This window comes from Micromonospora sp. NBC_00898 (genome assembly GCF_045207895.1).
GTDB lineage: Bacteria > Actinomycetota > Actinomycetes > Mycobacteriales > Micromonosporaceae > Micromonospora.
In genome coordinates this window covers 1,579,021-1,604,344 of sequence record NZ_CP108775.1, presented here as the reverse complement: position 1 = coordinate 1,604,344, position 25,324 = coordinate 1,579,021, and the positions used below count along the sequence as shown (strand labels likewise).

Annotated in this window: 23 protein-coding genes and 1 pseudogene; 9 read left to right on the top strand and 15 right to left on the bottom strand. The window is 72.5% G+C overall.

What is annotated here, in order from left to right:
• Positions 1–100: 100 nt before the first annotated feature.
• Complete coding sequence (locus tag OG799_RS07725) at positions 101–343, top strand: hypothetical protein (RefSeq protein WP_406044365.1); 243 nt, start codon at positions 101–103, stop codon at positions 341–343.
• 30 nt (positions 344–373) lie between these two features.
• Here OG799_RS07725 and OG799_RS07720 read toward each other — a convergent pair whose 3' ends face one another.
• Together OG799_RS07720 and OG799_RS07715 are read right to left on the bottom strand one after the other, a co-directional pair.
• Positions 374–2,137 carry a thiamine pyrophosphate-binding protein gene (locus OG799_RS07720; RefSeq protein ID WP_406044364.1) on the bottom strand — a complete coding sequence of 588 codons (1,764 nt, stop codon included), beginning with the start codon at positions 2,135–2,137 and terminating at the stop codon, positions 374–376.
• Complete coding sequence (locus OG799_RS07715; RefSeq protein ID WP_406044363.1) at positions 2,130–3,254, bottom strand: Vms1/Ankzf1 family peptidyl-tRNA hydrolase; 1,125 nt, start codon at positions 3,252–3,254, stop codon at positions 2,130–2,132. Before OG799_RS07715 ends, OG799_RS07720 begins: the two co-directional genes overlap by 8 nt.
• 139 nt (positions 3,255–3,393) lie before the next feature.
• Here OG799_RS07715 and OG799_RS07710 point away from each other — a divergent pair, with 139 nt between their 5' ends.
• On the top strand, positions 3,394–3,942 hold the full coding sequence (locus OG799_RS07710) for a hypothetical protein (protein ID WP_406046231.1): 549 nt from the start codon (positions 3,394–3,396) through the stop codon (positions 3,940–3,942).
• A gap of 36 nt (positions 3,943–3,978) precedes the next feature.
• Positions 3,979–4,155 (top strand): annotated as a pseudogene (locus OG799_RS07705) (alpha/beta fold hydrolase); the annotation flags it as partial.
• 170 nt (positions 4,156–4,325) lie between these two features.
• On the opposite strand, the gene OG799_RS07700 reads toward OG799_RS07705, so the two are convergent.
• From OG799_RS07700 to OG799_RS07660, 9 genes are all read right to left on the bottom strand, one after another.
• On the bottom strand, positions 4,326–4,673 hold the full coding sequence (locus OG799_RS07700) for a hypothetical protein (RefSeq protein WP_406044362.1): 348 nt from the start codon (positions 4,671–4,673) through the stop codon (positions 4,326–4,328).
• Positions 4,645–5,442, bottom strand: coding sequence for an ABC transporter ATP-binding protein (locus tag OG799_RS07695; RefSeq protein WP_406044361.1), 798 nt, complete (start codon positions 5,440–5,442; stop codon positions 4,645–4,647). The genes OG799_RS07700 and OG799_RS07695 overlap by 29 nt, the downstream gene beginning before the upstream one ends.
• Entirely contained in the window at positions 5,439–6,317 is an 879-nt protein-coding gene (locus OG799_RS07690; RefSeq protein WP_406044360.1) for an ABC transporter permease, read from the bottom strand. The genes OG799_RS07695 and OG799_RS07690 overlap by 4 nt, the downstream gene beginning before the upstream one ends.
• Positions 6,318–6,330: 13 nt before the next feature.
• The gene (locus tag OG799_RS07685) at positions 6,331–7,092 is read right to left on the bottom strand and encodes an ABC transporter permease (RefSeq protein WP_406044359.1); all 762 of its coding nucleotides are present in this window, start codon (positions 7,090–7,092) and stop codon (positions 6,331–6,333) included.
• Positions 7,093–7,169: 77 nt separating this feature from the next.
• Positions 7,170–8,306, bottom strand: coding sequence for an ABC transporter substrate-binding protein (locus OG799_RS07680; protein WP_406044358.1), 1,137 nt, complete (start codon positions 8,304–8,306; stop codon positions 7,170–7,172).
• A gap of 14 nt (positions 8,307–8,320) precedes the next feature.
• Positions 8,321–9,262 (bottom strand): sugar kinase, encoded by a 942-nt coding sequence (locus OG799_RS07675; protein ID WP_406044357.1) that lies wholly within the window; start codon positions 9,260–9,262, stop codon positions 8,321–8,323.
• A 6-nt stretch (positions 9,263–9,268) separates the two neighbouring features.
• Complete coding sequence (locus tag OG799_RS07670) at positions 9,269–9,922, bottom strand: RraA family protein (protein ID WP_406044356.1); 654 nt, start codon at positions 9,920–9,922, stop codon at positions 9,269–9,271.
• A 42-nt stretch (positions 9,923–9,964) separates the two neighbouring features.
• Complete coding sequence (locus tag OG799_RS07665; RefSeq protein WP_406044355.1) at positions 9,965–10,738, bottom strand: SDR family oxidoreductase; 774 nt, start codon at positions 10,736–10,738, stop codon at positions 9,965–9,967.
• 130 nt (positions 10,739–10,868) lie between these two features.
• A complete protein-coding gene (locus OG799_RS07660; protein WP_406044354.1) occupies positions 10,869–11,834 on the bottom strand; it encodes a LysR family transcriptional regulator in 966 nt (321 codons plus the stop codon).
• Positions 11,835–12,471: 637 nt separating this feature from the next.
• On the opposite strand from OG799_RS07660, the gene OG799_RS07655 reads away from it, so the two are divergent.
• From OG799_RS07655 to OG799_RS07640, 4 genes are all read left to right on the top strand, one after another.
• The gene (locus OG799_RS07655; protein WP_406044353.1) at positions 12,472–12,696 is read left to right on the top strand and encodes a hypothetical protein; all 225 of its coding nucleotides are present in this window, start codon (positions 12,472–12,474) and stop codon (positions 12,694–12,696) included.
• Positions 12,697–12,875: 179 nt separating this feature from the next.
• Positions 12,876–13,340 (top strand): 2,4'-dihydroxyacetophenone dioxygenase family protein, encoded by a 465-nt coding sequence (locus OG799_RS07650; protein ID WP_406044352.1) that lies wholly within the window; start codon positions 12,876–12,878, stop codon positions 13,338–13,340.
• Positions 13,341–13,343: 3 nt separating this feature from the next.
• Entirely contained in the window at positions 13,344–14,012 is a 669-nt protein-coding gene (eda, locus tag OG799_RS07645) for a bifunctional 4-hydroxy-2-oxoglutarate aldolase/2-dehydro-3-deoxy-phosphogluconate aldolase (RefSeq protein ID WP_406044351.1), read from the top strand.
• A 328-nt stretch (positions 14,013–14,340) separates the two neighbouring features.
• The gene (locus tag OG799_RS07640; RefSeq protein ID WP_406044350.1) at positions 14,341–15,819 is read left to right on the top strand and encodes a glutamate--cysteine ligase; all 1,479 of its coding nucleotides are present in this window, start codon (positions 14,341–14,343) and stop codon (positions 15,817–15,819) included.
• Between the two features lie 6 nt (positions 15,820–15,825).
• On the opposite strand, the gene OG799_RS07635 is transcribed toward OG799_RS07640, so the two are convergent.
• Positions 15,826–16,416: a GNAT family N-acetyltransferase gene (locus OG799_RS07635; protein ID WP_406044349.1), complete on the bottom strand. Its 591-nt coding sequence runs from the start codon at positions 16,414–16,416 to the stop codon at positions 15,826–15,828.
• Positions 16,417–16,529: 113 nt separating this feature from the next.
• On the opposite strand from OG799_RS07635, the gene OG799_RS07630 reads away from it, so the two are divergent.
• Positions 16,530–17,309 (top strand): phosphotransferase, encoded by a 780-nt coding sequence (locus OG799_RS07630; protein WP_406044348.1) that lies wholly within the window; start codon positions 16,530–16,532, stop codon positions 17,307–17,309.
• A gap of 53 nt (positions 17,310–17,362) precedes the next feature.
• Here OG799_RS07630 and treZ read toward each other — a convergent pair whose 3' ends face one another.
• From treZ to glgX, 3 genes are read right to left on the bottom strand one after another with little or no spacing between them, the layout of a single operon-like run.
• Entirely contained in the window at positions 17,363–19,096 is a 1,734-nt protein-coding gene (gene treZ / locus OG799_RS07625) for a malto-oligosyltrehalose trehalohydrolase (RefSeq protein ID WP_406044347.1), read from the bottom strand.
• Positions 19,093–21,429, bottom strand: a complete 2,337-nt coding sequence (treY, locus tag OG799_RS07620) for a malto-oligosyltrehalose synthase (protein WP_406044346.1) — start codon at positions 21,427–21,429, stop codon at positions 19,093–19,095. Before treY ends, treZ begins: the two co-directional genes overlap by 4 nt.
• Position 21,430: 1 nt before the next feature.
• Positions 21,431–23,548: a glycogen debranching protein GlgX gene (glgX, locus tag OG799_RS07615; protein WP_406044345.1), complete on the bottom strand. Its 2,118-nt coding sequence runs from the start codon at positions 23,546–23,548 to the stop codon at positions 21,431–21,433.
• A 319-nt stretch (positions 23,549–23,867) separates the two neighbouring features.
• Between glgX and OG799_RS07610 the strand changes: the two genes are divergently transcribed.
• Entirely contained in the window at positions 23,868–25,274 is a 1,407-nt protein-coding gene (locus tag OG799_RS07610; RefSeq protein WP_406044344.1) for a glycosyltransferase family 4 protein, read from the top strand.
• Positions 25,275–25,324 lie beyond the last annotated feature (50 nt).

The window sequence follows — 25,324 nt, the reverse complement described above, 5'->3', positions numbered from 1 at the left end:
CGGGACGCACCGGACCCAGCCGCGTCGTGTCGCCGGGTTCCGCGTCCGGGGGCGGAAACCCCTGCCGGACGGGGTTTCGGCGCCACCGGCACCTGACCGCATGCGCGAGAAGGTGGGCGACGGACTCGCGGAACTGGGCCAGGCTCGCCCGCCGCTGGAGCGCGGCGGCGAGCGACGGACCGGCGTCGGCGGCCACCAGGTCCGCCGGCGCCCGCGGCACCCGCCCAACGTCGCGGCCGGCAGCGGCCCGACCAGCCGATACACCGCCGCCTGGAAGGGCCGCTCTGCGCGGGCCGGCCCGCAGGCCAGCAGGGAGGGCTGCCACTCCCACAGGCAGTGCTGATCTTCCGGAAGGTGCCCGTGCGAGCACCCGTCAAACGAGGTCCTCGGCCTCCACGCTCACGTGGGCATCGAGCATCCGCTCGCGGACCCGCCGGGCGGCGTCGCCGTCGGCGAAAACCCCGCGCAGGTCGGCCAGCGCCGGCTCCGGCGGGTTCAGCGACACCGCGGGATCGACCACCGCCTCCAGCACGCTGGGCCGGTCCGCCGCGAGCACTTCGTCCCAGGCCGGGCCGACCAGCTCCGGCCGGTCGATCCGGACCCCGTGCAGGCCGAGCAGCCGGGCCCAACCGGCGTACGGCACGTCCGGTCGCCGGTCACCCAACGCGCCGGTCGGCCGCCGGCCGCCGCCCATCCCCGACTGGTCCCGGTTGTTGAGTACGAGGACCACCAGCCGCGGGTCCCGCCACTCCTGCCAGTGGTGCGCCACGGTGATCAGCTCGGCCAGCCCGTTGAGCTGCATCGCGCCGTCGCCGAGCAGGGCGAGCACCGGCTCGTCCGGGCGGGCCAGCTTGGCGGCCACGGCGTAGGGCAGGGCGCAGCCCATCGAGCCGAGGGTGCCGCAGAGCTGTGCGCGGACGCCCGGGGGCAGCTCCAAATGGCGGGCGTACCAGTAGAGGACCGACCCGACGTCGACGGCGACCGAGCCGGCGCGGGGCAGCCGGGCGGAGAGCTCCTGCACCACGAGCTGCGGGTTGACCGGCTCGGCCGGGGCGGCGGCCCGGTCCGCCGCGGCAGCCCGCCAGCGATCCACGGAGCTCTCGACGACGCCCCGCCACTGCGGGTTGGGCCGGTCGGCGACCCGGCCCAGCAGCGCGCGCAGCGTGTCGCCGGCATCGCCGACCAGCGGGACGTCCACCGGGTAGCGGGTGCCGATCCGCCGCCCGTCGATGTCGATCTGGATGGTCCGCACCTGCCCCGGCATCGGGAAGTAGTCCGTCCACGGATCGTTCGTGCCGACCAGCAGCAGGGTGTCGCAGCCCCCCATCAGCTGGGCGGCGGCGGTGGTGCCGACCTCGCCGAGCACCCCGGTGTGGAACGGCAGCCGCTCGTCCAGCACCGGCTTGCCGAGCAGCGAGGTGGCCACCCCGGCGCCGAGCCGGTCGGCCAGCGCCACGATCTCGTCGGCGGCGCCGTGCCCGCCCTGGCCGACCAGGATTGCCACCCGCTGGCCGCCGGCCAGCAGCGACGCGGCGGCATCCAGGTCGGCGTCGTGCGGCAGCACCCGGGCCAACGGCTCGCCCGGGGTCGCCGTCAGCACGCCCGCGGTCTGCGGCAGCAGGTCCGGCACCGCGGCCACCTGCAACGCGCGCGGCAGCACCACGCAGGTCGGGCTGCGGGTGGCGGCGGCGGTACGGAACGCCTGGTCGAGCAGGGCCGGCACCTGCTCCGGCGCCCGCCCGTACCGGACGAACTGGTTGCAGACGTCGCCGAAGAGCCGGCTCAGCCCGATCTCCTCGTGCGCGCCGCCGAGCGGGCCGGTGACGTCCTCGCCCACGATCGCCACCACCGGCTTGCTGTCCAGCTTGGCGTCGTAGAGGCCGTTGAGCAGGTGCACCGCGCTCGGCCCCTGGGTGGCCAGGCAGACGCCAATCTCACCGGTGAACTTGGCGTGGCCGGTTGCCATGAAGGCGGCGGTCTCCTCGTGGCGGGCCGGGATGAACTCCGGGTCACCGCCGGAGCGGTCCAGCGCGGCCACCAGGGGGGCGATCGCCTCCCCGGGGTAGCCGAAGGCCCGGGGCACCCGCCAGGCGCGCAGGCGCTCCACCACCAGGTCCGCCACCGTCCGGTCAGCCATTGCCCCGCCCGGGTGTGCCGGCGTCGACGTAGCGCAGCACCGCACCGACCCCGTCGGTGAGCTCCGGGGCCTCCTCCGGCGCGAGCACGGTCAGCTCGGCGTCGGTGCCGACGAGTGCCCGGAGCAGGGCAGCGTCGGCGCGGACCCGTTGCGGATCGGCCACCGACATGTCCCTCAGCTGCCGAGCGTCGGTGGCGATCTCCGTCGGATCCGGGCCGATCCAGAGCTCGCCGTCGGCGGAGGCGTCGTCGACGATCAGCATCGTGTCGACCTGGTTGCGTTGCAGCGCGGAGACCACCGCGTCCAGCCCGGCCCCGACGTCCTCCTGGACGCCGAACCGGTCCAACGCGGTGGTGATCCGCTGGTCGGCGACCTCGGCGATGGTCTGCACGGTGAGGTCGTCCATCGCCATCGGATCGGCGCCGCCGGTCCGCGAGCCGGCGTCGGTGCGGACGAGCACGTCCTGCCAGCGCTCCGGGAGCTGGGCGGCGATCATGCCGGTGGCCCGGATGTCGCCGGCGACCACGACCACGTCCGCGCCCACCCTCTCGGCCAGCTCCGCGGTGGCGGCTGCGGCGTCGCCGGCGTTGTGGTGCCAGGCCTCCATCGCCGCCCGCTGGTAGCGGGACTGCGCCCAGCCGCCGGGACGGACCCGGCGCAGCTGGTAACTCTCCCGACCCTTGACGTGCGCCTTCCGGGGCACCCCGCCGGCGCTGACCGCGATGGCGTCCGCGCCGGTACGGTCGGCCAGCACCCGCACCCAGGCGACCTGCTCACCGCGCTGGGCGACCAGCGGCATGGTGTGCGGCAGCGTGGACCAGCTGGCCAGGTCCCGCAGCGGTGGCGCGGAGAGGTACTCGGAGAGCACCACCCGCCCGCCGGTGGCGAAGACGGCCAGCCCGTAGTCCCCCGCCATCGGATCGTGCCCGCGGACCACCCGCTCGACGGCGTCGATGCTCGCCGCGTCGGCGCCCTGCTCCAGCAGTTCGCCCTTGAGGGCCCGCCAGCGCAGGTCCAACGCGGGACGGGAGTCGTGGGTGTCCCGAGAGGCGTCCAGATAGACGGAGCACCACGGCCCCGGACGGTCGTAGAGCGGGCGCAGGAAGGACAGCTGCATGCTCGACCCCTTTCCAGCTCGGCCGCACGCATACCCGCGCCGCCCCGGATGTCACCTGGCGGTCACCGCGTGACCGTCGTTCATTCACGTCGTTCAACCCGAGGAGCCGATACCATCGGTGAACGGAGCGGGACTCTCGGTGGTGATCATGGACACTGACCTCCACATCCGGCGCGCGGTCCACCCGACGGAGCGGATCGTCACCGGGCGGGTGGTCCGGTTGCTGGAGGGCTATCCCCGCGAGGTGCGGGTGGGCCAGCCGGTGCTGGTCGCGGTGCTCACCGCGGCCGGCGTGATGGGGCTGCTGATGCTGCTGGTGCGGTCGCTGCTGAGCACCGGCGGCCGAGGCGCGCGGCGCCGCTTCAAGGACCTGAAGAAGGGGCCCGAGTTTCTGGTGACCCCGCTGCGACTGCGCGACCGCGCCGACCGACTGCTGGAGGTGGAGCTGCACGGGCACCTGCCACAGAGCGCGCTGCACCCCGCGGACCACGTCCAGCTCACCCTCCGCCCCCAGCGGGACCCGGAGCTGCCGCCGCGGATCGAACGGATCGTCAACCTGACCACCGGCCAACTGCTCACCCCGCGTACCGCGACGGTCTGGTCCCATCTCGGCCCGCCGCTGCTGCTCCAGGCGGCGCTCGGCGCGCTGCTGCTGGTCGGGGTCGCCGCCTGGACGGCGCTCGGCTGAGGTTTCCGCCCGGCCGGGTGCGGGCACCGGTCGGCCATGTTCGCCGGGCACCCGCGTACCCACGCCACCTGGCACCGGGTCGCCCCGCTGCTGGCCGACCGGCACACCGTGATCTGCCCGGACCTGCGCGGTTACGGCGGCTCGTCGAAGCCGCCGAGCGACCCGGCACACGCCACGTACGCCAAACGGGCGATGGCCGCGGACGTGGTGGGGCTGCTCGACGCACTCGGCCACGACCGGGCGGCGGTGATCGGCCATGACCGGGGCGCCGGCGGACTCCGGGCACCACATGGCCGAGGAGGCGCCGAAGCAACTCGCCGCGGTGCTGGCCGACTTCCTCGCCGGATGACCGCCGGCCGACGCGCCCGACCGCGGCTTCCCGGTCACTGACCGGGTGTGGTGATCCGGTCGATCCAGTACTCCCGCGCCAACGCCTGGACGCCGGCTGGTGACACCGAGCGCAGCCGCACGGTGTTTCCGTCCGTGCCGGCGATGCGGCCGTGCTTCTGCAGCTCCAGAATGTGGTAGCGCTCCGGGGGGAAGCCCAGCTCCACGTTCACGGTGAATCGGCCGCGGGCGTCGCGTTCGTCGCCCACGCCCGGAGCGACCTTGCCCGTCGCCTGGATCCCCAGCCAGACCTGGTAGGCGACGAGCAGGAACAGGACGACGGCGATCCGACGGACCGTGGGCATCCGCCACGCCCTACGCAGCAGCGAGCGCAGGCCCTTCACGGTCGCCTCCCTCCGACAGCAGCTCCGTGATGTGGTTGGCGATGCGCCGGAACGCGGGGAGTTCGGTGGTGGTCTGCCACTGCCGCGGCCGGGGCAGGTCGACGGTCACGATCTCCCGGACCCGACTCGGCCGCCGCGACAGCACGATCACCCGATCGGAGAGGAACACCGCCTCGTCGATGTCGTGGGTCACGAAGAAGGCCGTCGGCCGGCGCAGCTCGAACACCCGGGTGAGGTCCTCCTGGAGCTTGCGCCGGGTCTGCGCGTCGATGCTCGCGAACGGCTCGTCCATCAGCATCACGGCCGGTTCGTTGGCCAGCACCCGCGCGACCCCGAGGCGCTGCTGCATGCCGCCGGAGAGTTCGTGCGGGTACTTGTTCTCGAAGCCGCTCAGGCCGACCAGTTCCAGGTACTCCAGCGCGGTGGCCTTGCGCTGCGCGGCCGGCACACCCTTCATACGCAGCCCGAAGACGGCGTTGCCCAGCACGGTCTTCCAGGGAAAGAGGGCGTGACTCTGGAACACCACACCGCGATCCGGGCCGGGCCCGTCGACCACCCGCCCGCTCACCTTCACCGTGCCGGCGGTCTGCTGGACGAAGCCCGCGATGATGTTCAGCACGGTGGTCTTCCCGCACCCGCTGGGGCCGAGGATCGACACGAACTCGCCCTCGTCGACGGTGAAGGACACGTTGCCGATCGCCGTGACCTGGTCACCGGTGTAGCTGTCGATGTAGTCCTTGGCGAGCTCACTGATCTCGAGCGCTGTCACTTTCCGGCCTCCACTTGTCGCACCATTCCCCAACGCTCCACGGTGGCCCGTTCGAACGGGGCCAGGATGAGGGCGTCCATCGCGTACCACAGGACGCCGAGGACGATCATGCCGAGGAACACCTCCGACACGTCGCCGACCCGACGCGCGTCGAACATCATGAACCCGACGCCGCTGGTGCCGACGATGATCTCGGCGGCGATCAGCGCCCGCCAGCCGTAGCCGAGACCCGTCCGGATGCCGCCGGCCACCGACGGCAGGGCCCCGGGCACGATGACCTCGACGAAGATCCGGAACCGGCCGGCACCGAGGCTCCGCGCGGCCCGGAGCAGTTCCCGCGGCACCTGCTCGACGCCCGCGACGACGGCGAGGATGAGCGGGAAGACGATCGTGTACACGATGACGAAGGTCACCGCGGTCAGGCTGAAGCCGAACCAGACGATCACGATGGGCAGCCAGGCGATGTCGGCGATGGCCTGGAAGAAGAGCAGCAGCGGCCAGGTCAGCCGACGGGCCCAGGACGACATCGCCACCAGGTAGCCCAGCGGCAGTCCGATGAGCAGCCCGAAGCCCACGCCGTAGGCGAGCCGGGTGAGCGAGTCCGAGAGGTAGCCCGGCAGCACTCCCTTGCGCACCAGGTCGAGGAACTCGGTCACCACGGCGTCCGGGCCGACGAAGAACGCGGCCGGAAATACCTCCAGTTCCGCGGCCAACCACCACAGGAACACGATCGGCACGAAGGGGCCGAACGTACGGACGACCCCGTTGCCGGTGATCCGATGCCGCCAGGCCGTCAGCCGGCGGTTGCGGCCGCGGCTCGCGGCCCGCTCCGAGCCGGCGCCGGTCCGACCGCCGACGGGCTCCGGTTGTGCCATTGCTGCCGCCATGTCAGGTCACCACCGTCTTCATGCCCCAGCGCTCCACCGTGCGCCGCTCCAGCGGTGCCAGGACGAGCCGATCCATCAGGAGCCAGAGCCCGCCGATGATCGCCATGGAGGCGATGACCACGTCGGTCTCGAAGCTCTTCTGCGCCAGGAACAGCGCGTACCCGAGCCCCGCGCTGCTGGCGATGATCTCCGCGGCGACCAGGCCGCGCCACCCGTAGCCGAGTCCGATCCGCAGGCCGGTCACGATGCTGGGCAGCGCCCCGGGAAGCAGGACCTCCCAGAACATCCGGAGCCGGCCGGTGCCCATCGACCGGGCCGCGCGGATGAGTTCGATCGGGATCTGCTGTACGCCCAGCAGCGCGTTGTAGGTGAGCGCGAAGAACATCGCGTTCCACACGATGAAGATCACGGCCGAGTCGGTGTAGCCGAGCCAGAGCGTCGCGATCGGGATCCACGCGATGCCGGCGAGGGCCACCGAGAAGCGCAGCAGTGGGGTGAAGAAGGCCGCCAGCCGGGGGCTCGCGCCGAGCGCGATGCCGAACGGCAGCCCGGTCGCGACCGCGAGCAGGGTGCCGATCGCGACCCGGCGCAGGCTGGCGCTCAGGTGACGAACGAGGTCGCCGCTGGCCCACATGTCCCTGATGGCGGCGCCCACGTCGGTCACCTGCGGGAAGATCCGCATCGGCGTGTCGGTCACGGCCACCACGACCGCCCAGATCGCCAGCAGCAGGGCGAAGGGCAGCGCGAACCAGAACGCGGACACCAGGCGCGCCGTCGGGCCGTGGCCCGCGCGGGAGAGGGTCCTCCGGCGCGGGCCAGGGCGGGGTGACCGGGTGAGGGTCATGGACAAGCCTTCACCGCCTCGTCGCGGTTGAACGTGAAGCCGGGGCCGATCGCCGCCGCCGCCGGGACGGCGGCCAGGTCGTCGAAGAGCGCCGGCTTGGCCGCCATGACGCCGAGGATCGGTTCCGGCTGGAAGTACCGGCTCACGTCGAAGCCGGGCTTCACCACCTTCTGCTCGGCGAGCAGGCCGCTGATCGTGTCCAGGGCGAGGTAGTTGCACGCGCTGAGCCGGGGATCCAGCTGCTTGGTGTTGTGCTGCATGGCCTTCTTCGCCACCTCCGGCTTGGTGCCGGGCAGCCACCGGGTCGCCGACTCACCGGCCTGGTCCGGGTTCTTGCGCATCCACTGGTCGACGGTCGCCCGGGCGGTGAGGAACTTCTTGACCACCTCCGGGTTCTTCTCCGCGAACTGCCGGGTGGTGGCGATGTAGCCGACGAACGGGATGTGCCCACCGCCGCGCAGCACCTCCTTGGCGCCCTTCACCTGCTCGGTGACGACGATCGGCCACGGGTCCCAGATGATCGCCGCGTCGATGCCGCCCGTCTGCAGGGCCACGCCCATGTCCGGCGGCGCGGTGTTGACGATCTTCACGTCGCTGGCCGCCAGGCCGGCGGAGTCGAGCAGACCCAGCAGGTAGAGGTGGTTGATGCTGGCGACCGACACGCCGATGCGCTTGCCGCGGAGCGTGGTCAGGTTGGCACCGTCGATGCCGGCGTCGGGGCGGGCCACCATCGCCATCGTCTCGTCGATGCTGCGCTGGGTCGACGAGCCCGTGTAGTTGCCGAGCAGCACCAGGTCGATGCCCTTCTGCGCGGCCGCGATGAGCGGGGTGCCGACCTGGATGACGTCGACGGTGCCGGCCTGCAGCGCGTTGAGCGCGTCCACGCCGGTGGGGAACGGCTGGGCCAGTTCGACGTCGAGGCCCTCCTCCTCGAAGTAGCCGCGCTCCAGGCCGACCGGTAGGCCGATCTGGTCGATGGCGGACACGTAGCCGGCCCGTACCTTGGTCATGGCGGCAGCGTCGCCGCCGGCGCCGCTGTCGTCGTCGACCGTGGAGCCGCCACCGCAGCCGGCAGTCAACAGGACCGCCGCCGTGGTGATGGCGACGAGACGCAAGCCTCTCGCAATGGACATCGATATCGCCTCCGCTAGTGAATCTGGATCGGATCCTTCTGCAGTGCCGACCGGACCTCCGTGTCCCGGGGAATCGGGTGGACCGCGCCGTGACCCTGGGTGGTGAGGGCACCAGCAACCGCGGCGTACCGGGCGGCGTCGGCCGGTGGGGCCCCCTGGATCAGGCGGGTCACGAACGCCCCGTCGAAGGCGTCGCCGGCGCCGGTGCTGTCCACCGGCACGACCGGGTGCGGCGGGACCTCGGTGATCCGGCCGCCGTCCCAGAGCAGGGCACCCCGGCCGCCCATCTTCAGCACCACCGTCCGCGGTCCGAGCGCGGCGAACCAGGTGAGGATCGCCTCGGGCTCGTCCATCTCGGTCAGGGCGCGCCCCTCCTCGAGGTTGGGCAGGGCCACGTCGCAGAGCTCGACGCTGCGCGCGACGATCGCGCGGGCCCGGTCCAGCGGCCACAGCGCGGGACGGTAGTTCGGGTCGTAGCTGACCAGCGTGGAATGCCTCCGCGCGAGCTGCATGGCGTGGAAGGCGGCGTCGCAGGCCGACGAGCTGATCGCCTGGGTGATCCCGGAGACGTGCAGCGCTTTGGCCGTGGCGAGGGCCGCCTCCGGCACGTCGGCGGGACTCAGCCGGCTCGCCGGGGAGCCGGCGCGGTAATAGGTGAAGGAGCTGTGCGCGGCGTCGCGTGAAATGAAATAGATGCCCGTGCGGCCGCCGGGCTCGCGGATGACGTGGTCGGTCCGCACCCCCTCGGTCTGCCAGAGTCGCACCAGCGCGGTGCCGAAATGGTCGTCGCCCACCCGGGTGATGTAGCCGGTGGCGGCCCCGCAGCGGCTGGCCGAGACGAGGAAGTTGGAGGTGTCCCCGCCACATCCGACGGCGAACGCCTCCGCCGCGTCCAACGGCTGCTCCCCGGTGACGCTGAACTCCAGCAGCGGCTCTCCGATGGCGAGGATGTCCATGGCGGTTCAGACCCGGTTGTGCTTGGCGAGGCCGACGAGCAGGGACTTCGACTCGTGGATCAGCTGAGTCTGTTCCCGCTCGGCCTTCTCGATCAGCTGCGCGATCTCGAGGATCTCGATGATCCGGGCGGCGGGAACCCGGACGACGCCGTCGCTGTCGGCCACCATGAGATCGCCCGGCGCCACCACCACCCCGCCCAGCTCAACCGGCTCGTTCAGGCTGACGGTGCGGTAGCGGCCCACGGTCGTCGCCGGCACGCCGCCGCGCGCGTAGACAGGCAGCTGCGGGTAGTCCCGGCGGATCTCCTCGATGTCGCGGACCCGGGCGTCGAGGACGGCGCCGGCGATCCCGTTGACGACGGCGCCGGCGGCCATCAGCCCGCCGAAGACCGCGACGTCCGCCCCGCCGGCGGCGATGCAGAGAACGCTGCCCGCAGGCGACTCGTCGATGGCCCGCAGCGCGAGGGTCGGCGGCTCCACCGTGTCGCACGGCTCCTCGAGTACGGTCACCGCCGGGCCGACCAGCTTGCCGGGCAGGACCGGACCGATGGCGCCGGTCAGGTATCCGCGCTCACCGGTCTTCTCGACGGCGTCGGCGACGGAAGCGGTCGCCAAGCCGCGGTACGCCTCGATGATCTCCTGCGTCAGTACGGAAGTCACGTCGGCTCCCGCTCCTTTCTTGGTTCTCGACAGAGCCGTGCGTCAACGGCAGAGCCAGCCGCCGTCGACGACGAGAATGTGTCCGTGGATGTAGTCGGCCGCCGCGGAGGCGAGGAAGACCGCCGGCCCGGCGATGTCCTGCGGGGTGGCCCACCGGCCCGCCGGGATCCGCGCGGTGATCTCGGCCCGTCGCCGCTGGTCGTCGCGGAGATCCTCGGTGACCGCGGTCTCGACGTAGCCGGGTGCGATGGCGTTGACGTTGACGCCGCGTCCGGCCCACTCGTTGGCCAGTGCGCGGGTGAGTCCCGCGAGCGCGTGCTTGCTCGCGGCGTAGGACGGGACGAACATGCCGCCCTGGAAGCTGAGCACCGAGGCGACGTTGATGATCTTGCCGCCACCGCGGCCCAGCATCCGCCGGCCGGCCGCGCGGGCCAGCTGGAAGGCCGCGTGCGTGTTGACCTCTATTACGTCGTACCAGTCGTCGTCGGCGAACGTCTCACTCGGTCCGCGGCGGATGAGCCCGGCGTTGTTGACCAGGATGTCGACGTCGTGGTGGTCGAGGAGCGCCTCGACGAATCCCGGGCGGCCGGCGGCGTCGGCCAGGTCGAACCGCACGCAGGCGACCTTCGCGCCGAGCGCCTGCGCCAGCCCGGCCACATCGTCGAGATTGTCCTGATCTGACAGGAGCACCAGATCCGCGCCGGCGGACGCGTACGCCAGGGCGATCGCCCGGCCGATGCCGGTCGCGGCGCCGGTCACCAGCGCACGCCGACCGTGCAGGGCGAAGGCCGCCGATGGTTCCCGCGTCTGGCGCACCGCCCCCTCCTCCCCTCGTCAGGCCGCGTCCGGCTGACGCGTGCGGATGACACTAGGGGAGTTGTTGCGGGGCGTTAACAACGGAAACGGGATGGCCCCATCCGCATAACGGATCCGGCTCGCAGGCTGCTCAACGCGCATCAGCGGGGGTGTCCCCCTCGGCCCGCAGGGGCTGCGTGCCCGGCGGCCGGGGCGCCTGGACGATGCGCTGCAGCAGGCTGCGCGCGGCCGGGTTCATCGGCCGCGACATGTCGCGGTAGGCGGCCACCCGGCGCCCGCAGTTGCCCTCGATCCGGCGTACCCGCACCCCCTCGGTGTCGGCGATGTGCACCGCCAGCCAGTTGGTCACGCCCACGCCGAGCCCCTGCCGGATCAGCTCGACGAGAGTCTGCGGCTGGTTGGTCGCCTGGACCGGTTCGAGCTCGAAGTTGTGCTCTCGGAAGAGCCGATAGACCTCGAACTCCGACGACTGCGCGTTGTCGAGCCGGCCGATGGAGATCAGCGGATACGTCGCCACGGTGGCGACGGTCAGCGGCTCCGGAAGCTCGGCGAGCGGGTGGTCCGGCGGATGCAGCACCACCAGCGGCTCCTGCCACAGTGGGTGCCCCACGACCGACGGGGTCGTCGGCGGGGGCGACATCGGCCGCAGGCAGATGTCCACCTCACCGGTGGTCAACGCGTGGTCGAGTTCCAGCGTCGCGCGCTCGACCAGCACCACCTTGACGTCCGGGCTGGTACGGGCCAGGTCGCGCAGCAGCGCCGGGACGAACGCGGCGCTCGCACTCGGGTAGCACCCGAGCGTCACCACACCGCGGGCACCGCCACGCCAGGGCGCCATTGCCGCCTCGGCGGCTTCCAGCTCGCGCAGCACCGCCCGAGCGTGCACGGCGAGGACCGCGCCGGCTTCGGTCAGCTCGACCGGCCGCTTTCGACGATCGAACAGGGGCAGACCGACCTCGCGCTCCAGCGCGGCCACGTGCATGCTCACCCGCGGCTGCGAGCGGTGGGTCGCCTCGGCGGCGGCCACGAAGCTGCCGGTGTCCACCACCCCGAGGAACGAGACGAACCACTCCAACCGGGTATCCGTCCTGAGCACGTAGAACCCCCTCGCAGGCCACGCCATCGACGCCGTCCTCCCGCCGCGCGTCACGGACGAGGACCACCGCCGGCGACGAGCAATCAAGGAAGCGGATGGCACCATTCGTAACTCGCTCTTAACAAGCGACGACGGTGGAGGCTAACGTCTGCCGACAGGAACCGGGTTCATTGTTACTGCGTTGTTATGGGACTCGCTCGACCCCCAGGGGAGACCGGTCCCGCTTTAGCGACGGTGATCATTCGACCGCACCGGGAGGAACCGTGGCAGGAGATCCGATCCACTCAGCGGTCGGCATATCAGCAGGCCGTGTGGGCACCCTCAGCGCGGGCGAGGCGGCGCGAGAGGCACGACCACGTCCGGGGGAACGGCTTTCGGCCACCCTCGCTCCACGGTGAGCGCGCCCATTCCCTCGGGCTGCTCTAAACGCTTTTCTGCGACAAGGCACCTGCTTCCCTGTCGTCATTCGACCGGGCGGCCGGAAACGGTCATCCGCGCGGTCCGGGAACCGATTCCGGTGATACCGGCGACCGTCGTATTCCGCTTCTCCCCAGCGCCACGTACCGACGAACGGGGGGTACCGCATCATGGCGAATTCCCGCCGGGACGTGCTCAAGCAAGGCCCGACCGTGCGACGGTGGCGGCGGGCCGGGTCACCGGCGCCCTGATCACCAGGCCCCCACCGCTGCCCTGGACCGCGGCGATCCCCCTCGCCGGTTGGCAGCGGCTCGAGGCGGCCGGGCCCGCCGGCATTCGCGCGGTTGAATGCGGTTTCTCCGTCCACCGCCGCACCGAGGGCTACGACGAGGTGATCGACAACGAGGACCGGCGCCGGCTACCCGGCGTTCGACCACCACCGTGAGATCGACGGCGTCACGGTGAACGACCTGCCGCGAAATGGCGGCGCGGACGGGCCAACCGTCGCCGAGCCGCCGCCGGACCGTCCGAGGACGGACCGCATCGACAATTGATCTTCACCGGCCGGCCCCGCCCGTCATCCGCTGCGGGGCACTGCCAACCGACGGCACCGCAAGGAGAACCATGGGAAACCTCCACCCCGTCGCGGACTCGCTGGTCCGGGCCGCGGACCTGCCCTGGATTCCCCAGGGTTCCGCCAACGTCTGGTTCAAGCCGTTGCGGATCTCGCTGCAGACCGGCAGTTGGGTCAACCTGCTGAAGGTCGCCAGGAGCGGGGTGGTCAACCGGCACCGCCACCTCTCCGAGGTGGAGGGCTGGGTCATCCAGGGCCGTTGGCACTACGCGGAGCACGACTGGCAGGCCGAGCCCGGGTCGTACGTCTACGAACCGCCGGGCGACGTCCACACGCTGATCGCCGACGTGGTCGAGGACGAGCCGATGCTGACCCTGTTCGCCATCCACGGCCCGATCGAGTATGTCACCGAGAGCGGCGACCTCGCGTATGTCGAGACGGCGGAGACCAAGCTGAAGCGGTACGAGGACTACTGTCGCGAGCACGACATCGCTCCCCAGCCGATCGTCTTCTGAGCTATGCCGCAATCGACAACCCGCACCGCGTCCGACCTGGTCCACCTCGGGCCGGTCATTCCGGTCGTCGTCCTGGAACGCGCCGACGACGCCGTACCCCTGGCTCGGGCCCTGCTGCGCGGCGGCATCCGGACCATGGAGATCACCCTCCGCACGGCGGCCGCTCTTTCCGCAGTGCGCAAGGTGGCCGATGAGGTGCCGGAGATGGTCGTGGGCGCCGGCACCGTGATCACGCCCGACCAGGTCGACGCGGCGGCTGCGGCCGGCGCGCGGTTCCTCGTCAGCCCGGGTGCGACAACGGGACTCGTCCGCGCCGCCCTCGACTCCGGGCTGCCCTTCCTCCCGGGCGCCGGCACGGTCAGTGAGATGCTGACCCTGGCCGAGCAGGGGCTCACCACGATCAAGTTCTTCCCGGCGGAGGCGAGCGGCGGCCGGGCCTACCTCTCGTCGGTGGCCCAGCCGCTCCCCCACCTGACGTTCTGCCCAACCGGCGGCATCTCGGCGGCGACCGCGGCCGACTGGCTCGCGCTGCCCAACGTCGCATGCGTGGGCGGGTCGTGGCTGACGCCCGCCGCCGCCGTGCGGTCGCGCGACGGGGCCGCGGTCACGACGCTCGCCCGGGAGGCGGTGTCGCTCCTGCCCACCCCTGGTCGCGGTACACCGGTCGCCTGAGCGATTCGTCGCCGTCCGGAAGGGTGACGAGGGCGGGCTCAGCCCACCGCCGCCGGCTCGCGGGAAGCCGGCTGACGGGCGGCGCCGAGCATCCCTCGGCGATCGCCGCCACCACGAACAGCCTGGTCAACTTGTCGCGCATCGCCTCTCCCCCCACCCGGTCGCCAGCCATGCTGGACAGGGGGCCGCTCGCGGCACCGGTCGAGGAGGAGTCGACGCGAGCAGGATCACGGGGCCTGGAGGTGGGTACCTGAAGGGGCGTTCGGGTCTTCCCAGGCCCGATGCGACATGCGAGGTTAGTGGTACCAGCGGTGACAGGGTGGTGACCATGGGCGAAGATGTCGGCGCGCGAACCTTCAGCCGGGAGGATCGGGCCCGCTACCGGGAGAAGGTGCGGCGCTGCCTCGACGTCTTCGCCGAGATGCTGCGCGAGTCGCGGTTCGACGTGGAGCGACCGATGACCGGCCTGGAGATCGAGCTGAACCTGGTCGACGAGCACTCGCAGCCGGCCATGCGCAACGCCGACGTGCTGGCCGCCATCGCCGACCCGAGCTTCCAGACCGAGTTGGGCCAGTTCAACGTCGAGATCAACGTGGCGCCGCGCCGGCTGGTCGGCACCGGCACCGCGCAGTTCGAGGAGCACGTCCGGGCCAGCCTGAACGCGGCCGAGGAGAAGGCCCGTACGGTCGACGCGCACATGGTGATGATCGGGATCCTGCCCACCCTGCGCCCCGAACACCTGACCGCCGAGACGCTCTCGGCGAATCCCCGCTACACGCTGCTCAACGAGCAGATCTTCGCCGCCCGCGGCGAGGACCTGCGGATCTCGATCAGCGGCGTCGAGCGGCTGGCCACCACCGCGGACACCATCACCCCCGAGGCGGCCTGCACCAGCACCCAGGTCCACCTCCAGGTCAGCCCCGCCCAGTTCGCCGACTACTGGAACGCCGCCCAGGCGATCGCCGGCATCCAGGTCGCCCTCGGCGCGAACTCGCCGCTGCTCTTCGGCCGGGAGCTGTGGCGGGAGACCCGGGTGCCGCTCTTCCAGCAGGCCACCGACACCCGCCCGGAGGAGATCAAGGCCCAGGGGGTACGCCCCCGGGTCTGGTTCGGCGAGCGCTGGATCACCAACGTCTTCGACCTGTTCGAGGAGAACGTGCGCTACTTCCCGGCGCTGCTGCCGGTCTGCGACCCGGAGGACCCGGCGGAGACCCTGGCGGCCGGGGACGTGCCGAAACTCGCCGAGATGCGGCTGCACAACGGCACCATCTACCGCTGGAACCGCCCCGTCTACGACGTGCTGAAGGGACGCCCGCACCTGCGGGTGGAGAACCGGGTGCTGCCCGCCGGCCCGACCGTGGTGGACACCATCGCCAACAGCGCCTTCTACTTCGGGCTGGTCCGCGCCCTGGCCGAGTCGGATCGGCCACTGTGGTCGCAGATGTCGTTCAGCGCGGCGGAAGAGAACTTCACCAACTGTGCCCGGCACGGCATCGACGCCCAGGTGTTCTGGCCCGGGCTGGGCTACCTGCCGGTGACCGAGCTGGTGCTGCGCCGGCTGCTGCCGCTGGCGTACCACGGGCTGGACCGGTGGGGGCTCGAGCCGACCGAGCGGGACCGGCTGCTCGGCATCGTCGAGCAGCGCTGCCTGACCGGCCGCAACGGCGCGACCTGGCAGGTGGGGACGCTGCACCGGTTCGAGTCCGCCGACCACCTGGACCGGCCGGAGGCGCTGCGCGAGGTGGTCCGGCACTACGTGGAGCTGATGCACAGCAACCGCCCGGTGCACGAGTGGCCCATCCCGTGATCCGGCTCAGCCCCGGTCACGGTCCCAGGGCGACGGGTCGTCGCGCAGCCGGCTGTAGAGCCACCCGTCGCGCCAGGCGCCGGCCCTGAACTCGCAGGCGCGGACCACGCCCTCCAGCTGGAAGCCAGCCTTCTGCAGCGATCGCTGCTCGGCGGCGTTCTCCGGGTGGGTGCCGGCCTGGATCCGCTGCGCGGGGCTGTGCGCGAAGAGGTAGTCGCAGAGCAACGCCTGGGCCCGCCAGCCGATGCCCCGGCCGCGCCAGTCGGGCAGCAGGGCGATGCCGATCTCCCAGTGCTTCGCCACCCCGCCGTACAGCCCGGACCGGTAGCTGACGAAGCCGGCCGCGACGTCGTCCGGCCCCACCTGGACGATCAGCCGGCCGTCCTCCGCACCGAGGTAACCGTCGTCGGCGAAGCGGCGGGCGGGCGCGGCCGGGTCCCGGAAACCACCCCAGTCCAGCCCGATCAGGCCCGGCTCGACGGCGAACCGACGGAACATCGCCAGATCCGGCTCGGCGGGCGGGCGCAGCCGGACGACGATCCCATCGACCTCGTGGACGGTCCCGGCGACGGACACCGGAGGGTAGCCGTGCTCCATCCTCCGGACGGTAGCCGCTCGGCGACCGGGCCGCCGCCCGGCCGGTCCGCCGACTGCGGCGACAGGCGGAAATCGAGATGCTGACGACCGTGTCGTCGGAGTAGAACGGCGGCATGACGGAGCAGCGGATGCCCGGCGGGCGGGTCCTGGGCGCGGTGCGGGTCGGCGACACGGTACGCCGGCCGGCGCAGCCGTGGACCCCGGCGGTGCACGCGGTGCTGCGGCATCTCGAGGCTGTCGGGTTCGCCGAGGCGCCCCGGGTGCTCGGCGTCGACGAGCAGGGCCGGGAGGTGCTGAGCCACCTGGACGGGGAGACGGTCGGGGACCGGGTGCCGTGGCCGTCGTGGGCCCGCTCCACCGAGGCGCTGCGGCAGGTGGGCGGCTGGATGAGGCGGCTGCACGACGCGACCACCTCGTTCGTGCCGGCCTCGGACGCCCGGTGGTTCAGCCGTCAGGGGTGGCAGCCCGGGCTCGTCGTCGGTCACCACGACGCCGGGCCGCACAACGCCGTCTGGCGTGACGGCCGGCTCGTCGGGTTCGTCGACTGGGACACCGCCGGCCCGTCCTCCCGGGAACGCGATCTCGCGTTCGCCGCCCTCTGCTGGGTGCCGTTGCGCCCGCCTGAGGTTGTCGCGACGCTCGGCTTCACCGGCGACCAGCGGCGGGAACGGCTGCATCTGCTCCTCGACGCGTACGGCTACGACGACGACCGGGCGGCCTTCGGTGCCGCCGTCGCCGCGCGGGCCCGGATGAACGCCGGCGTCATCCGCCGGCTCGCCGACGGCGGCGATCCGGTCTACCAGGGACTGCTCCCCGTCGCCGCCGAATACGACGAGGCGGCTCGGGGCGTGACCGCGCTGCCCGCCGCCTTCTGGCGCGCCCCGGACCGGTAGCGGCGGCGCGGCCGGCCGGCGGCCCCGGCGGTGTCGCAGGCGGACCGACCCGGTCAGAGGGCGACGATCGCGGCCGACTCCGGCGGCAGCTCGATCCCGTCGCGCATCACGGTGACCCCGGTGCCGGTGGCCAGCAGCACCCTGCGCACCACGCCGGGCAGGTTGATCCGCTGCGACCTGCCGGCCAGGTTCGCCACCACCAGGCACTCGCCCCGGCGCATCAGCAGGAACTGGTCGCCGTGCCGGACGTCGACCGCGTGCAGCCGCGGGTCGGACAGGTCCGGACGGCTCTTGCGCAGGGCGATCAGCCGCCGGTAGAAGTCGTACATCTCCCGGTGCTCGGGCTTGTCCAGCTCGGCCCAGTCCAGCCGGGACCGGACGAAGGTCTGCGGGTCCTGCGGGTCGGGCACGTCCCCGGGCGGCCAGCCGTGCGCCGCGAACTCCCGCTTCCGGCCGGTCGCCACCGCGGTGGCGACCTCCGGCTCCGGGTGGCTGGTGAAGAACTGCCACGGGGTGCTGGCCGCCCACTCCTCCCCCATGAACAGCATCGGGGTGAACGGGGCGGTCAGCAGCAGGGTGGCGCCGACCCGCAGCAGCGCCGGGGAGATCGTCGCGGAGATCCGGTCGCCGGTGGCCCGGTTGCCGATCTGGTCGTGGTTCTGCAGGTACGCCACGAACCGGTGTCCCGGGGTGCGCTGCCGGTCGACGGGCCGGCCGTGGCTGCGGTTGCGGAAGCTGGACCAGGTGCCGGCGTGGAAGAACGCGCCGGTCAGCACGTCGGCGAGGCACTCCAGCGAGCCGAAGTCGCCGTAGTAGCCCTGCCGTTCGCCGGTGAGCAGGCTGTGCAGGGCGTGGTGGGCGTCGTCGTTCCACTGGGCGTGCAGGCCGTAACCGCCGGCCTCCCTCGGAGTGATCAGCTTCGGGTCGTTGAGGTCGGACTCGGCGATCAGCGACAGCGGCCGGCCCAGGTGGGTGGAGAGGGCCTCCACCTCGACGGCCACCTCGTCCAGGAAGTGGGTGGCGCGGGAGTCCGGCATGGCATGCACGGCGTCCAGCCGCAGCCCGTCGACGTGGTAGTCGCGCAGCCACATCAGCACGCTGTCGATGATGTAGCGGCGCACCCCGTCGGAGTGCGGGCCGTCGAGGTTGACGGTGCGACCCCAGGGGTTGCTCTGCTCGCTGAGGTACGGCGCGAACATCGGCGCGTAGGCCCCGGAGGGCCCGAAATGGTTGTAGACGACGTCGAGGATCACCCCCAGCCCCTTGGCGTGCGCGGCGTCGACCAGGCGTTTGAGCCCGTCGGGCCCGCCGTACGGCTGGTGCGGGGCGTACCAGCAGACCCCGTCGTAGCCCCAGTTGTGCTCGCCGTTGAAGGCGTTGACCGGCAGCAGCTCGATCATGTCCACGCCGAGGTCGACCAGGTGGTCGAGGCGGCCGATCGCGGTGTCGAAGGTGCCTTCCGGGGTGAACGTGCCGACGTGCAGCTCGTAGAGGACGCTGCCAGACAGTTGCCGGCCGGTCCAGCCCTGGTCGGTCCAGCGGTAGGCGGCGTGGTCGTAGCGCCGGCTGGGCCCGTGCACCCCCGCGGGCTGCCAGGCCGAGCGCGGGTCGGGCAGGGCCCGGTCGTCGTCGTCGAGGAGGAACGCGTAGTCGGTGCCCGGCCCGGTGCCCGGCACCTCGACCCGCCACCAGCCGCCCGGGCCGGAGCGCATCTCGTGGTCGGCGGCGCCGGGCAGGCGCAGCCGGACCCGGGCGGACTCGGGTGCCCACACCGTGAACTCGGTCATGCGGCAGCCTCCACGGAGTCGGTGGGAGCCAGCAGGGCGACGGGATAGGTGCTCAGCAGATCATGCATCAGCAGCTCAGAGCCACTGTAGACCCGACCGGTGAACATGTCAGTCACCGGATGAACAGGAAGTGACAGGGTTGTGTCGCGCCAGCCGCCGGCCCCGGCGAGGTGCAGCGGCAGCCGGGTGGCCACCGCGATCGCGCCGCCCCGGTCGAAGGCGACCGCGTGCGTCCCGGCCGGGCCGTGCGCCGGCACCGGGCGGTAGCCGGCGAACAGCTCGGGGCGGTCCCGGCGCAGCCGCAGCGTCCGGGACACCACGAGCAGCTTGGCCGCGCCGTCGGCGGCCACCTCGGGCCGCCAGCCGGCGTCGAGCCGGGCCAGCAGGTCCCGGCGTACGGCGAAGTCGACCGGCCGGCGGTTGTCCGGGTCGACCAGCGAGTTCTCCCAGAGTTCGGTGCCCTGGTAGGTGTCCGGCACACCGGGCATGGCGAGCTGGACCAGCTTCTGGCCGAGCGCGTTGGCCCAGCCGGCCGGGGTGATCTCGGCGGCGAACGCGGTGATCTCGGCGTGCAGCTCCGGGTCGTCGTACATCCGGTCGACCAGGGCGTGCAGCTCGCGCTCGAAGCCCGGATCGGGGTCGGCCCAGCTGGTGGAGACCGACGCCTCGCGGGCGGCCTTTTCCACGTACGCGTGCAGCCGGTCCCGCTCGATGGGCCAGGCCCCGGCGGCGGTCTGCCAGAGCAGGTGGGCGAAGGCGGGGTCGGCCAGCGGCGCGCGAGACATCCAGTCCGCCACCCGCTCGGCCCAACGGTCCGGCAGCTCGGACAGCACGGCGAGCCGGGCGCGCACGTCCTCACCGCGCTTGGTGTCGTGGGTGGACAGGGTGGTCATGCTGGCCGGCCAGCGGACCTGCCGGGCGGCGGCGAAGCGGTGGAACTCCGCCGGCGGCACGCCGAAGTGGGCGGGGCTGCCGCCCACCTCGTTGAGCGCCACGAACCGGCTCCACCGGTAGTAGGCGGTGTCCTCCACGCCCTTGGCCATCACCGCGCCGGTGAGCTGCGGGAAACGCGCGGCCAGCTCGTGGCCGGGGTCGCGCAGCCGGGCGGTGACCGCGTCCAGGGTGGCGGTCAGGTCGGGGCGGCGGCGGCCGGCCTCCGACCGGGCGGCGGCCAGGTGCCGGGCGCCCGCCGGCGGGTAGCCGCGGTAGACCGGGAAGCAGGCGGCCAGCTCGGCCAGCGCCGCCCGGGCCTGCTCGGGGGGCAGCTCGGGGACGAGCGCGGCGAGCCGGCTCAGCTCGGCGGCCAGCAGCCGGGTGGCGGCGGCCAGCTTGCTGTCGTGGATCAGGTTCTCCCACGAGGTGAGGTGCCCGGTGAGCCGGGTGTCCAGGGCGGTGAAGTCGCCTTCGGCGCGCCCGTCGACGAAGAGCCCGCAGACGGCGGCGAGGGCGTCGTAGCCGGTGGTGCCGTCGACCGACCAGTCCGGCAGCTCCTCGCCGTACTCGAGGATCTTCTCCACCAGCAGCCACGCGGCCGGCGCGGCGGCGCGCAGCCGGGCCAGGTAGCCGGCGGGGTCGCGCAGCCCGTCGGGGTGGTCGACCCGGATGCCGTCCACCTCGCCCGCGTCCACCCAGCGCAGGATCTCCGCGTGGGTGGCGGCGAAGACCGCCGGGTCCTCCACCCGCAGGCCGGCCAGGTCGGAGACGGCGAAGAACCGGCGGTACGTCAGCTCGGTGTCGCCGCGCCGCCAGGAGATCAGCTCGTAGTGCTGCCGGTCGTGCACCTCCCGCGGGGTGCCCGCGCCGGTGCCGTCCGTGATCGGGAAGCGGTGCTCGTGGTAGCGCAGCTCCCCCTCGACGACCTTGAGGTCGTCGAGGGCGTCGGGGGTGTCGGCGAGCACCGGCAGCAGCAGCCGGCCGCGGTCCCAGTCGATGTCGAACCAGTCCGCGTACGCCGAGTCCCGGCCCCGGCGCAGCACGTCCCACCAGGCCGGGTTGGCCTCCGGTCGGGCCACCCCGGCGTGGTTCGGCACGATGTCCACGACCAGGCCGAGGCCGGCGGCGCGCAGGGCGCGGACCAGCCGCTGCCGGCCGGCCTCGCCGCCGAGCTCCGGGTTGACCGCCCGGTGGTCGACCACGTCGTAGCCGTGCGCGGAGCCGGGCGTGGCGGTGAGCAGCGGCGCGCTGTAGAGGTGGGTGATGCCGAGGTCGGCGAGGTAGTCGGCGAGCCCGGCGGTGGCGTTGAGGTCGAAGCCGGGGCGGACCTGGATGCGGTAGGTCGACCCGACCCCCGTCGTCGCTGCCGTCGTCACGTCGGGTCGGGGGGTGTCGGGCATGTCAGGCCGTCCTCTCCAGGACCAGCAGGGAGCGGTCGGGCACGCAGACCGTGCCGCCCGCCTCCACCAGCGTGGTCTTCTCCGGATCCGGTTCCGCGGTGCTGATCACCAGCTCCCACCGCTGCCCGAACTCCTCCCCGGGCAGGGTGAAGTCCAGCGGCGCGTCGTGCGCGTTGAACAGCAGCAGGAACGAGTCGTCCCGGTGGCGCTGGCCGTACTGGCCGCGTTCCGGGATGCCGTCGCCGTTGACGAAGAGGGCCACCGAGCGGCCGAAGTCGTTGCCCCAGTCCTCGCCGGTCATCTCCCGGCCGTCGGGGGTGTACCAGGCCAGGTCCGGCAGGCCGGACCCGGCGGCCCGGCCGCCGACAGGCAACCCGGTGAAGAACCGGCGGCGGCGGAACACCTGGTGGCGGGCACGGAAGTCGGTGAGCCGCCGGACGAACCCGAGCAGCTCGGTGTCGGCCCGGTCCCAGTCGACCCAGGCGAGTTCGCTGTCCTGGCAGTACGCGTTGTTGTTGCCGTGCTGGGTGCGGCCCAGCTCGTCGCCGTGACCGATCATCGGCACGCCCTGGGAGAGCACCAGGGTGGCCAGGAAGTTGCGCCGCTGCCGGGCCCGCAGGGGCAGCACCGCGGGGTCGTCGGTCTCCCCCTCGACCCCGCAGTTCCAGGACCGGTTGTGGCTCTCGCCGTCCCGGTTCTCCTCGCCGTTGGCCTGGTTGTGCTTGTCGTTGTACGACACCAGGTCGTTGAGGGTGAAGCCGTCGTGGCAGGTGACGAAGTTGATGCTGTGGAACGGGCGGCGGCCGTCGTCCTGGTAGAGGTCGGCGGAGCCGGAGATCCGGGAGGCGAACTCGGCCAGGATGGCCGGCTCGCCGCGCCAGAAGTCCCGCACGGTGTCCCGGTACTTGCCGTTCCACTCGGTCCACTGCGGCGGGAAGTTGCCGACCTGGTAGCCGCCGGGGCCGACGTCCCACGGCTCGGCGATCAGCTTGACCTGGCTGACCACGGGGTCCTGCTGCACCACCTCGAAGAAGGTGGAGAGGCGGTCGACCTCGTAGAACTCGCGGGCCAGGGTGGCGGCGAGGTCGAAGCGGAAGCCGTCGACGTGCATCTCGGTCACCCAGTAGCGCAGCGAATCCATGATCAGTTGGAGCGAGTGCGGGCTGCGCACGTTGAGGCTGTTGCCGGTGCCGGTGTAGTCGACGAAGTAGCGCCGGTCGGACTCGCTCAGGCGGTAGTAGCTGGCGGTGTCGACGCCCTTGAAGCTGAGTGTCGGGCCCAGGTGGTTGCCCTCGGCGGTGTGGTTGTAGACCACGTCGAGGATCACCTCGATGCCGGCGGCGTGCAGCGCCTTGACCATGCCGCGGAACTCCTGCACCTGCTGGCCGAGGCGGCCCAGCGCGGAGTAGCCGTGGTGCGGGGCGAAGAAGCCGATGGTGTTGTAGCCCCAGTAGTTGCGCAGCCCCAGGTCGGCCAGGCGGTGGTCGTGCACGAACTCGTGCACCGGCATCAGCTCGACCGCGGTCACCCCGAGCTGCTTGAAGTAGTCGATCATCACCGGCGAGGCGATCGCCGCGTACGTGCCCCGCAGCTCCTCGGGGATGTCGGGATGGCGCATGGTCAGCCCGCGCACGTGCGCCTCGTAGATCACCGAGTGGTGGTACGGGATCCGCGGCGGCTTGTCGTTGCCCCAGTCGAAGTACGGGTTGACCACCACCGACTTCGGCATGAACGGCGCCGAGTCGACCTCCGACATCCGATCCGGCTCGCCGAGCACGTAGTCGTAGCCGGCCGGGTCCCAGGTGACCTCACCGTCGACCGCCTTGGCGTACGGGTCGAGCAGCAGCTTGTGCGGGTTGCAGCGCACCCCGTCGGCCGGGTCGTACGGGCCGTGCACGCGGTAGCCGTAGCGCTGGCCCGGCTCGATGCCCGGGATGTACGCGTGCCAGACGTAGGCGTCGACCTCGCGCAGCTCGACCCGCCGCTCGGCGCCGGTGTCCCACTCGTCGAACAGGCAGAGCTCGATCTTCTCGGCCACCTCGGAGAAGATCGCGAAGTTGGTCCCCATCCCGTCGTAGGTGGCGCCCAGGGGATAGCTCTCGCCCGGCCAGACCTGCATGTCGCTCCTTCGGCACATGATCATGAGCGCACCGGACGGGCGGGCCGCCGATGCGCACGCCGCTAATGCCCCGTCGCCGAAGTGGCCAATCCACCCGACCGGAGGGGCACCCGATATCCACCCACCTGAGCTTCGCCGAGCCTTTGGGTGTCTTCGGTCACGATAGGCCTTTTCGAGATGCGCCGGACCGCCCGATGCCCTTTGCTTGATGCGGACACGTCCGCGTGGGCGGGTCCGCTCGGCCTCTCGGCCACCCCACCCCCCTCTTTCCGCCGCCACCGTTGCCGGCGCGACCCTTCGTGCATGGACGGAGATTGATGTGACCACCCTGCGGGTCGGCGAGCAGCCCGCCACCGCCACGGACCGGCCCCACCGGCCCACCCTGACCTCCCGGCCCCAGATCCCGCAGCAGACCCCCGGCGCCGGCGTGCCGCCGCGCACCCGCCGCATCCTGATGCTCTCCTGGGAGTACCCGCCGGTGCTGGTGGGTGGGCTCGGCCGGCACGTGCACGCGCTGTCGGTGGCCCTGGCCGCCGCCGGCCACGAGGTCACCGTGGTCACCCGGCACGCCGAGGGCGCGCCGCTGGAGGAGTACGCCGACGGCGTCCGGATCGTCCGCGCCGCCGAGGACCCGGTCACCTTCCCGCTCGCCACCGGGTCCCTCCTCGCGTGGACGATGGCGTTCAACCACACGCTGACCCGGGCGGCCCTGCGGGCCGCCGAGTCCGGCGCCTACGACGTCATCCACGCCCACGACTGGCTGGTCGCGCACACCGCGATGACCCTGCGCGAGCACCTGGACGTGCCGCTGGTCAGCACCATCCACGCCACGGAGGCCGGCCGGCACCAGGGCTGGCTGCCGGCGGAGATGAACCGCACCATCCACGGCGTCGAGCAGTGGCTGGCCGCCGAGTCCGGCCGGGTGATCGTCTGTTCCGGCTACATGCGCGATGAGGTGGGCGCGCTCTTCGGCGTGCCGGCCGGCCGCGTCGACGTGGTGCCCAACGGCGTCGAGCCGCAGCGCTGGCTGGCGCCGGTGGCCGCGGTCGCCGCCGCCCGGGCCCGGTTCGCCGGGGACGGCCCGCTGGTCACCTTCGCCGGCCGGCTGGTCTACGAGAAGGGCGTGCAGCACCTGCTCGCCGGGCTGCCCCGGCTGCGCGAGCGGCACCCCGGGCTGCGCGCGGTGATCGTCGGCGACGGGCCGTACAAGTCGGCCCTCGAGGCCGAGGTGCACCGGCTCGGCCTGGGCGGCGCGGTGAGCATGCCCGGCTTCCTCGGCGGGGCCGAGCTGCCCGCGGTGCTGGCCGCCTCGGACTGCTTCACGGTGCCGAGCATCTACGAGCCGTTCGGCATGGTCGCCTTGGAGGGCGCGGCGGCCGGCGCGCCCCTGGCGGTGGCCCGCACCGGCGGCCTCGCCGAGATCGTCGAGCCCGGGGTGACCGGGATGACCTTCGCCCCGCAGGACCCGGACGGCCTGACCGAGGCCGTGCACGCGCTGCTGTCGGACCGGGTGCGGGCCCAAGCGCTGGCCCGCCGCGCCCGCACCATGGTCCACGAGCAGTACGGCTGGTCGGCCATCGCCGCCCGCACCGCCACCACCTACGCCGCCGCGATCGCCAACGACCCCCACTTCACCGCGGAACGCGCCGAGCACGGGATGACCCTCGGCCGGGCCCTGCCCCCCATGCCGGTGGGCAACCTCCTCGCCGCCGCCGGTCTGCGCTGACCCGGCGCGGGACGACGTCGACGCAGGCGCGCCGGATCCACCGGTGGGGG

Excerpts from the sequence above, each read along its gene's own strand:
- OG799_RS07725 (WP_406044365.1), top strand. The coding sequence starts at position 101 with ATGCGCGAGAAGGTGGGCGACGGACTCGCGGAACTGGGCCAGGCTCGC.
- OG799_RS07720 (WP_406044364.1), bottom strand. The coding sequence starts at position 2,137 with ATGGCTGACCGGACGGTGGCGGACCTGGTGGTGGAGCGCCTGCGCGCC.
- OG799_RS07715 (WP_406044363.1), bottom strand. The coding sequence starts at position 3,254 with ATGCAGCTGTCCTTCCTGCGCCCGCTCTACGACCGTCCGGGGCCGTGG.
- OG799_RS07690 (WP_406044360.1), bottom strand. The coding sequence starts at position 6,317 with ATGGCACAACCGGAGCCCGTCGGCGGTCGGACCGGCGCCGGCTCGGAG.
- OG799_RS07680 (WP_406044358.1), bottom strand. The coding sequence starts at position 8,306 with ATGTCCATTGCGAGAGGCTTGCGTCTCGTCGCCATCACCACGGCGGCG.
- OG799_RS07675 (WP_406044357.1), bottom strand. The coding sequence starts at position 9,262 with ATGGACATCCTCGCCATCGGAGAGCCGCTGCTGGAGTTCAGCGTCACC.
- OG799_RS07650 (WP_406044352.1), top strand. The coding sequence starts at position 12,876 with ATGGGAAACCTCCACCCCGTCGCGGACTCGCTGGTCCGGGCCGCGGAC.
- eda (WP_406044351.1), top strand. The coding sequence starts at position 13,344 with ATGCCGCAATCGACAACCCGCACCGCGTCCGACCTGGTCCACCTCGGG.
- OG799_RS07640 (WP_406044350.1), top strand. The coding sequence starts at position 14,341 with ATGGGCGAAGATGTCGGCGCGCGAACCTTCAGCCGGGAGGATCGGGCC.
- OG799_RS07635 (WP_406044349.1), bottom strand. The coding sequence starts at position 16,416 with ATGGAGCACGGCTACCCTCCGGTGTCCGTCGCCGGGACCGTCCACGAG.
- OG799_RS07630 (WP_406044348.1), top strand. The coding sequence starts at position 16,530 with ATGACGGAGCAGCGGATGCCCGGCGGGCGGGTCCTGGGCGCGGTGCGG.
- treZ (WP_406044347.1), bottom strand. The coding sequence starts at position 19,096 with ATGACCGAGTTCACGGTGTGGGCACCCGAGTCCGCCCGGGTCCGGCTG.
- treY (WP_406044346.1), bottom strand. The coding sequence starts at position 21,429 with ATGCCCGACACCCCCCGACCCGACGTGACGACGGCAGCGACGACGGGG.
- glgX (WP_406044345.1), bottom strand. The coding sequence starts at position 23,548 with ATGCAGGTCTGGCCGGGCGAGAGCTATCCCCTGGGCGCCACCTACGAC.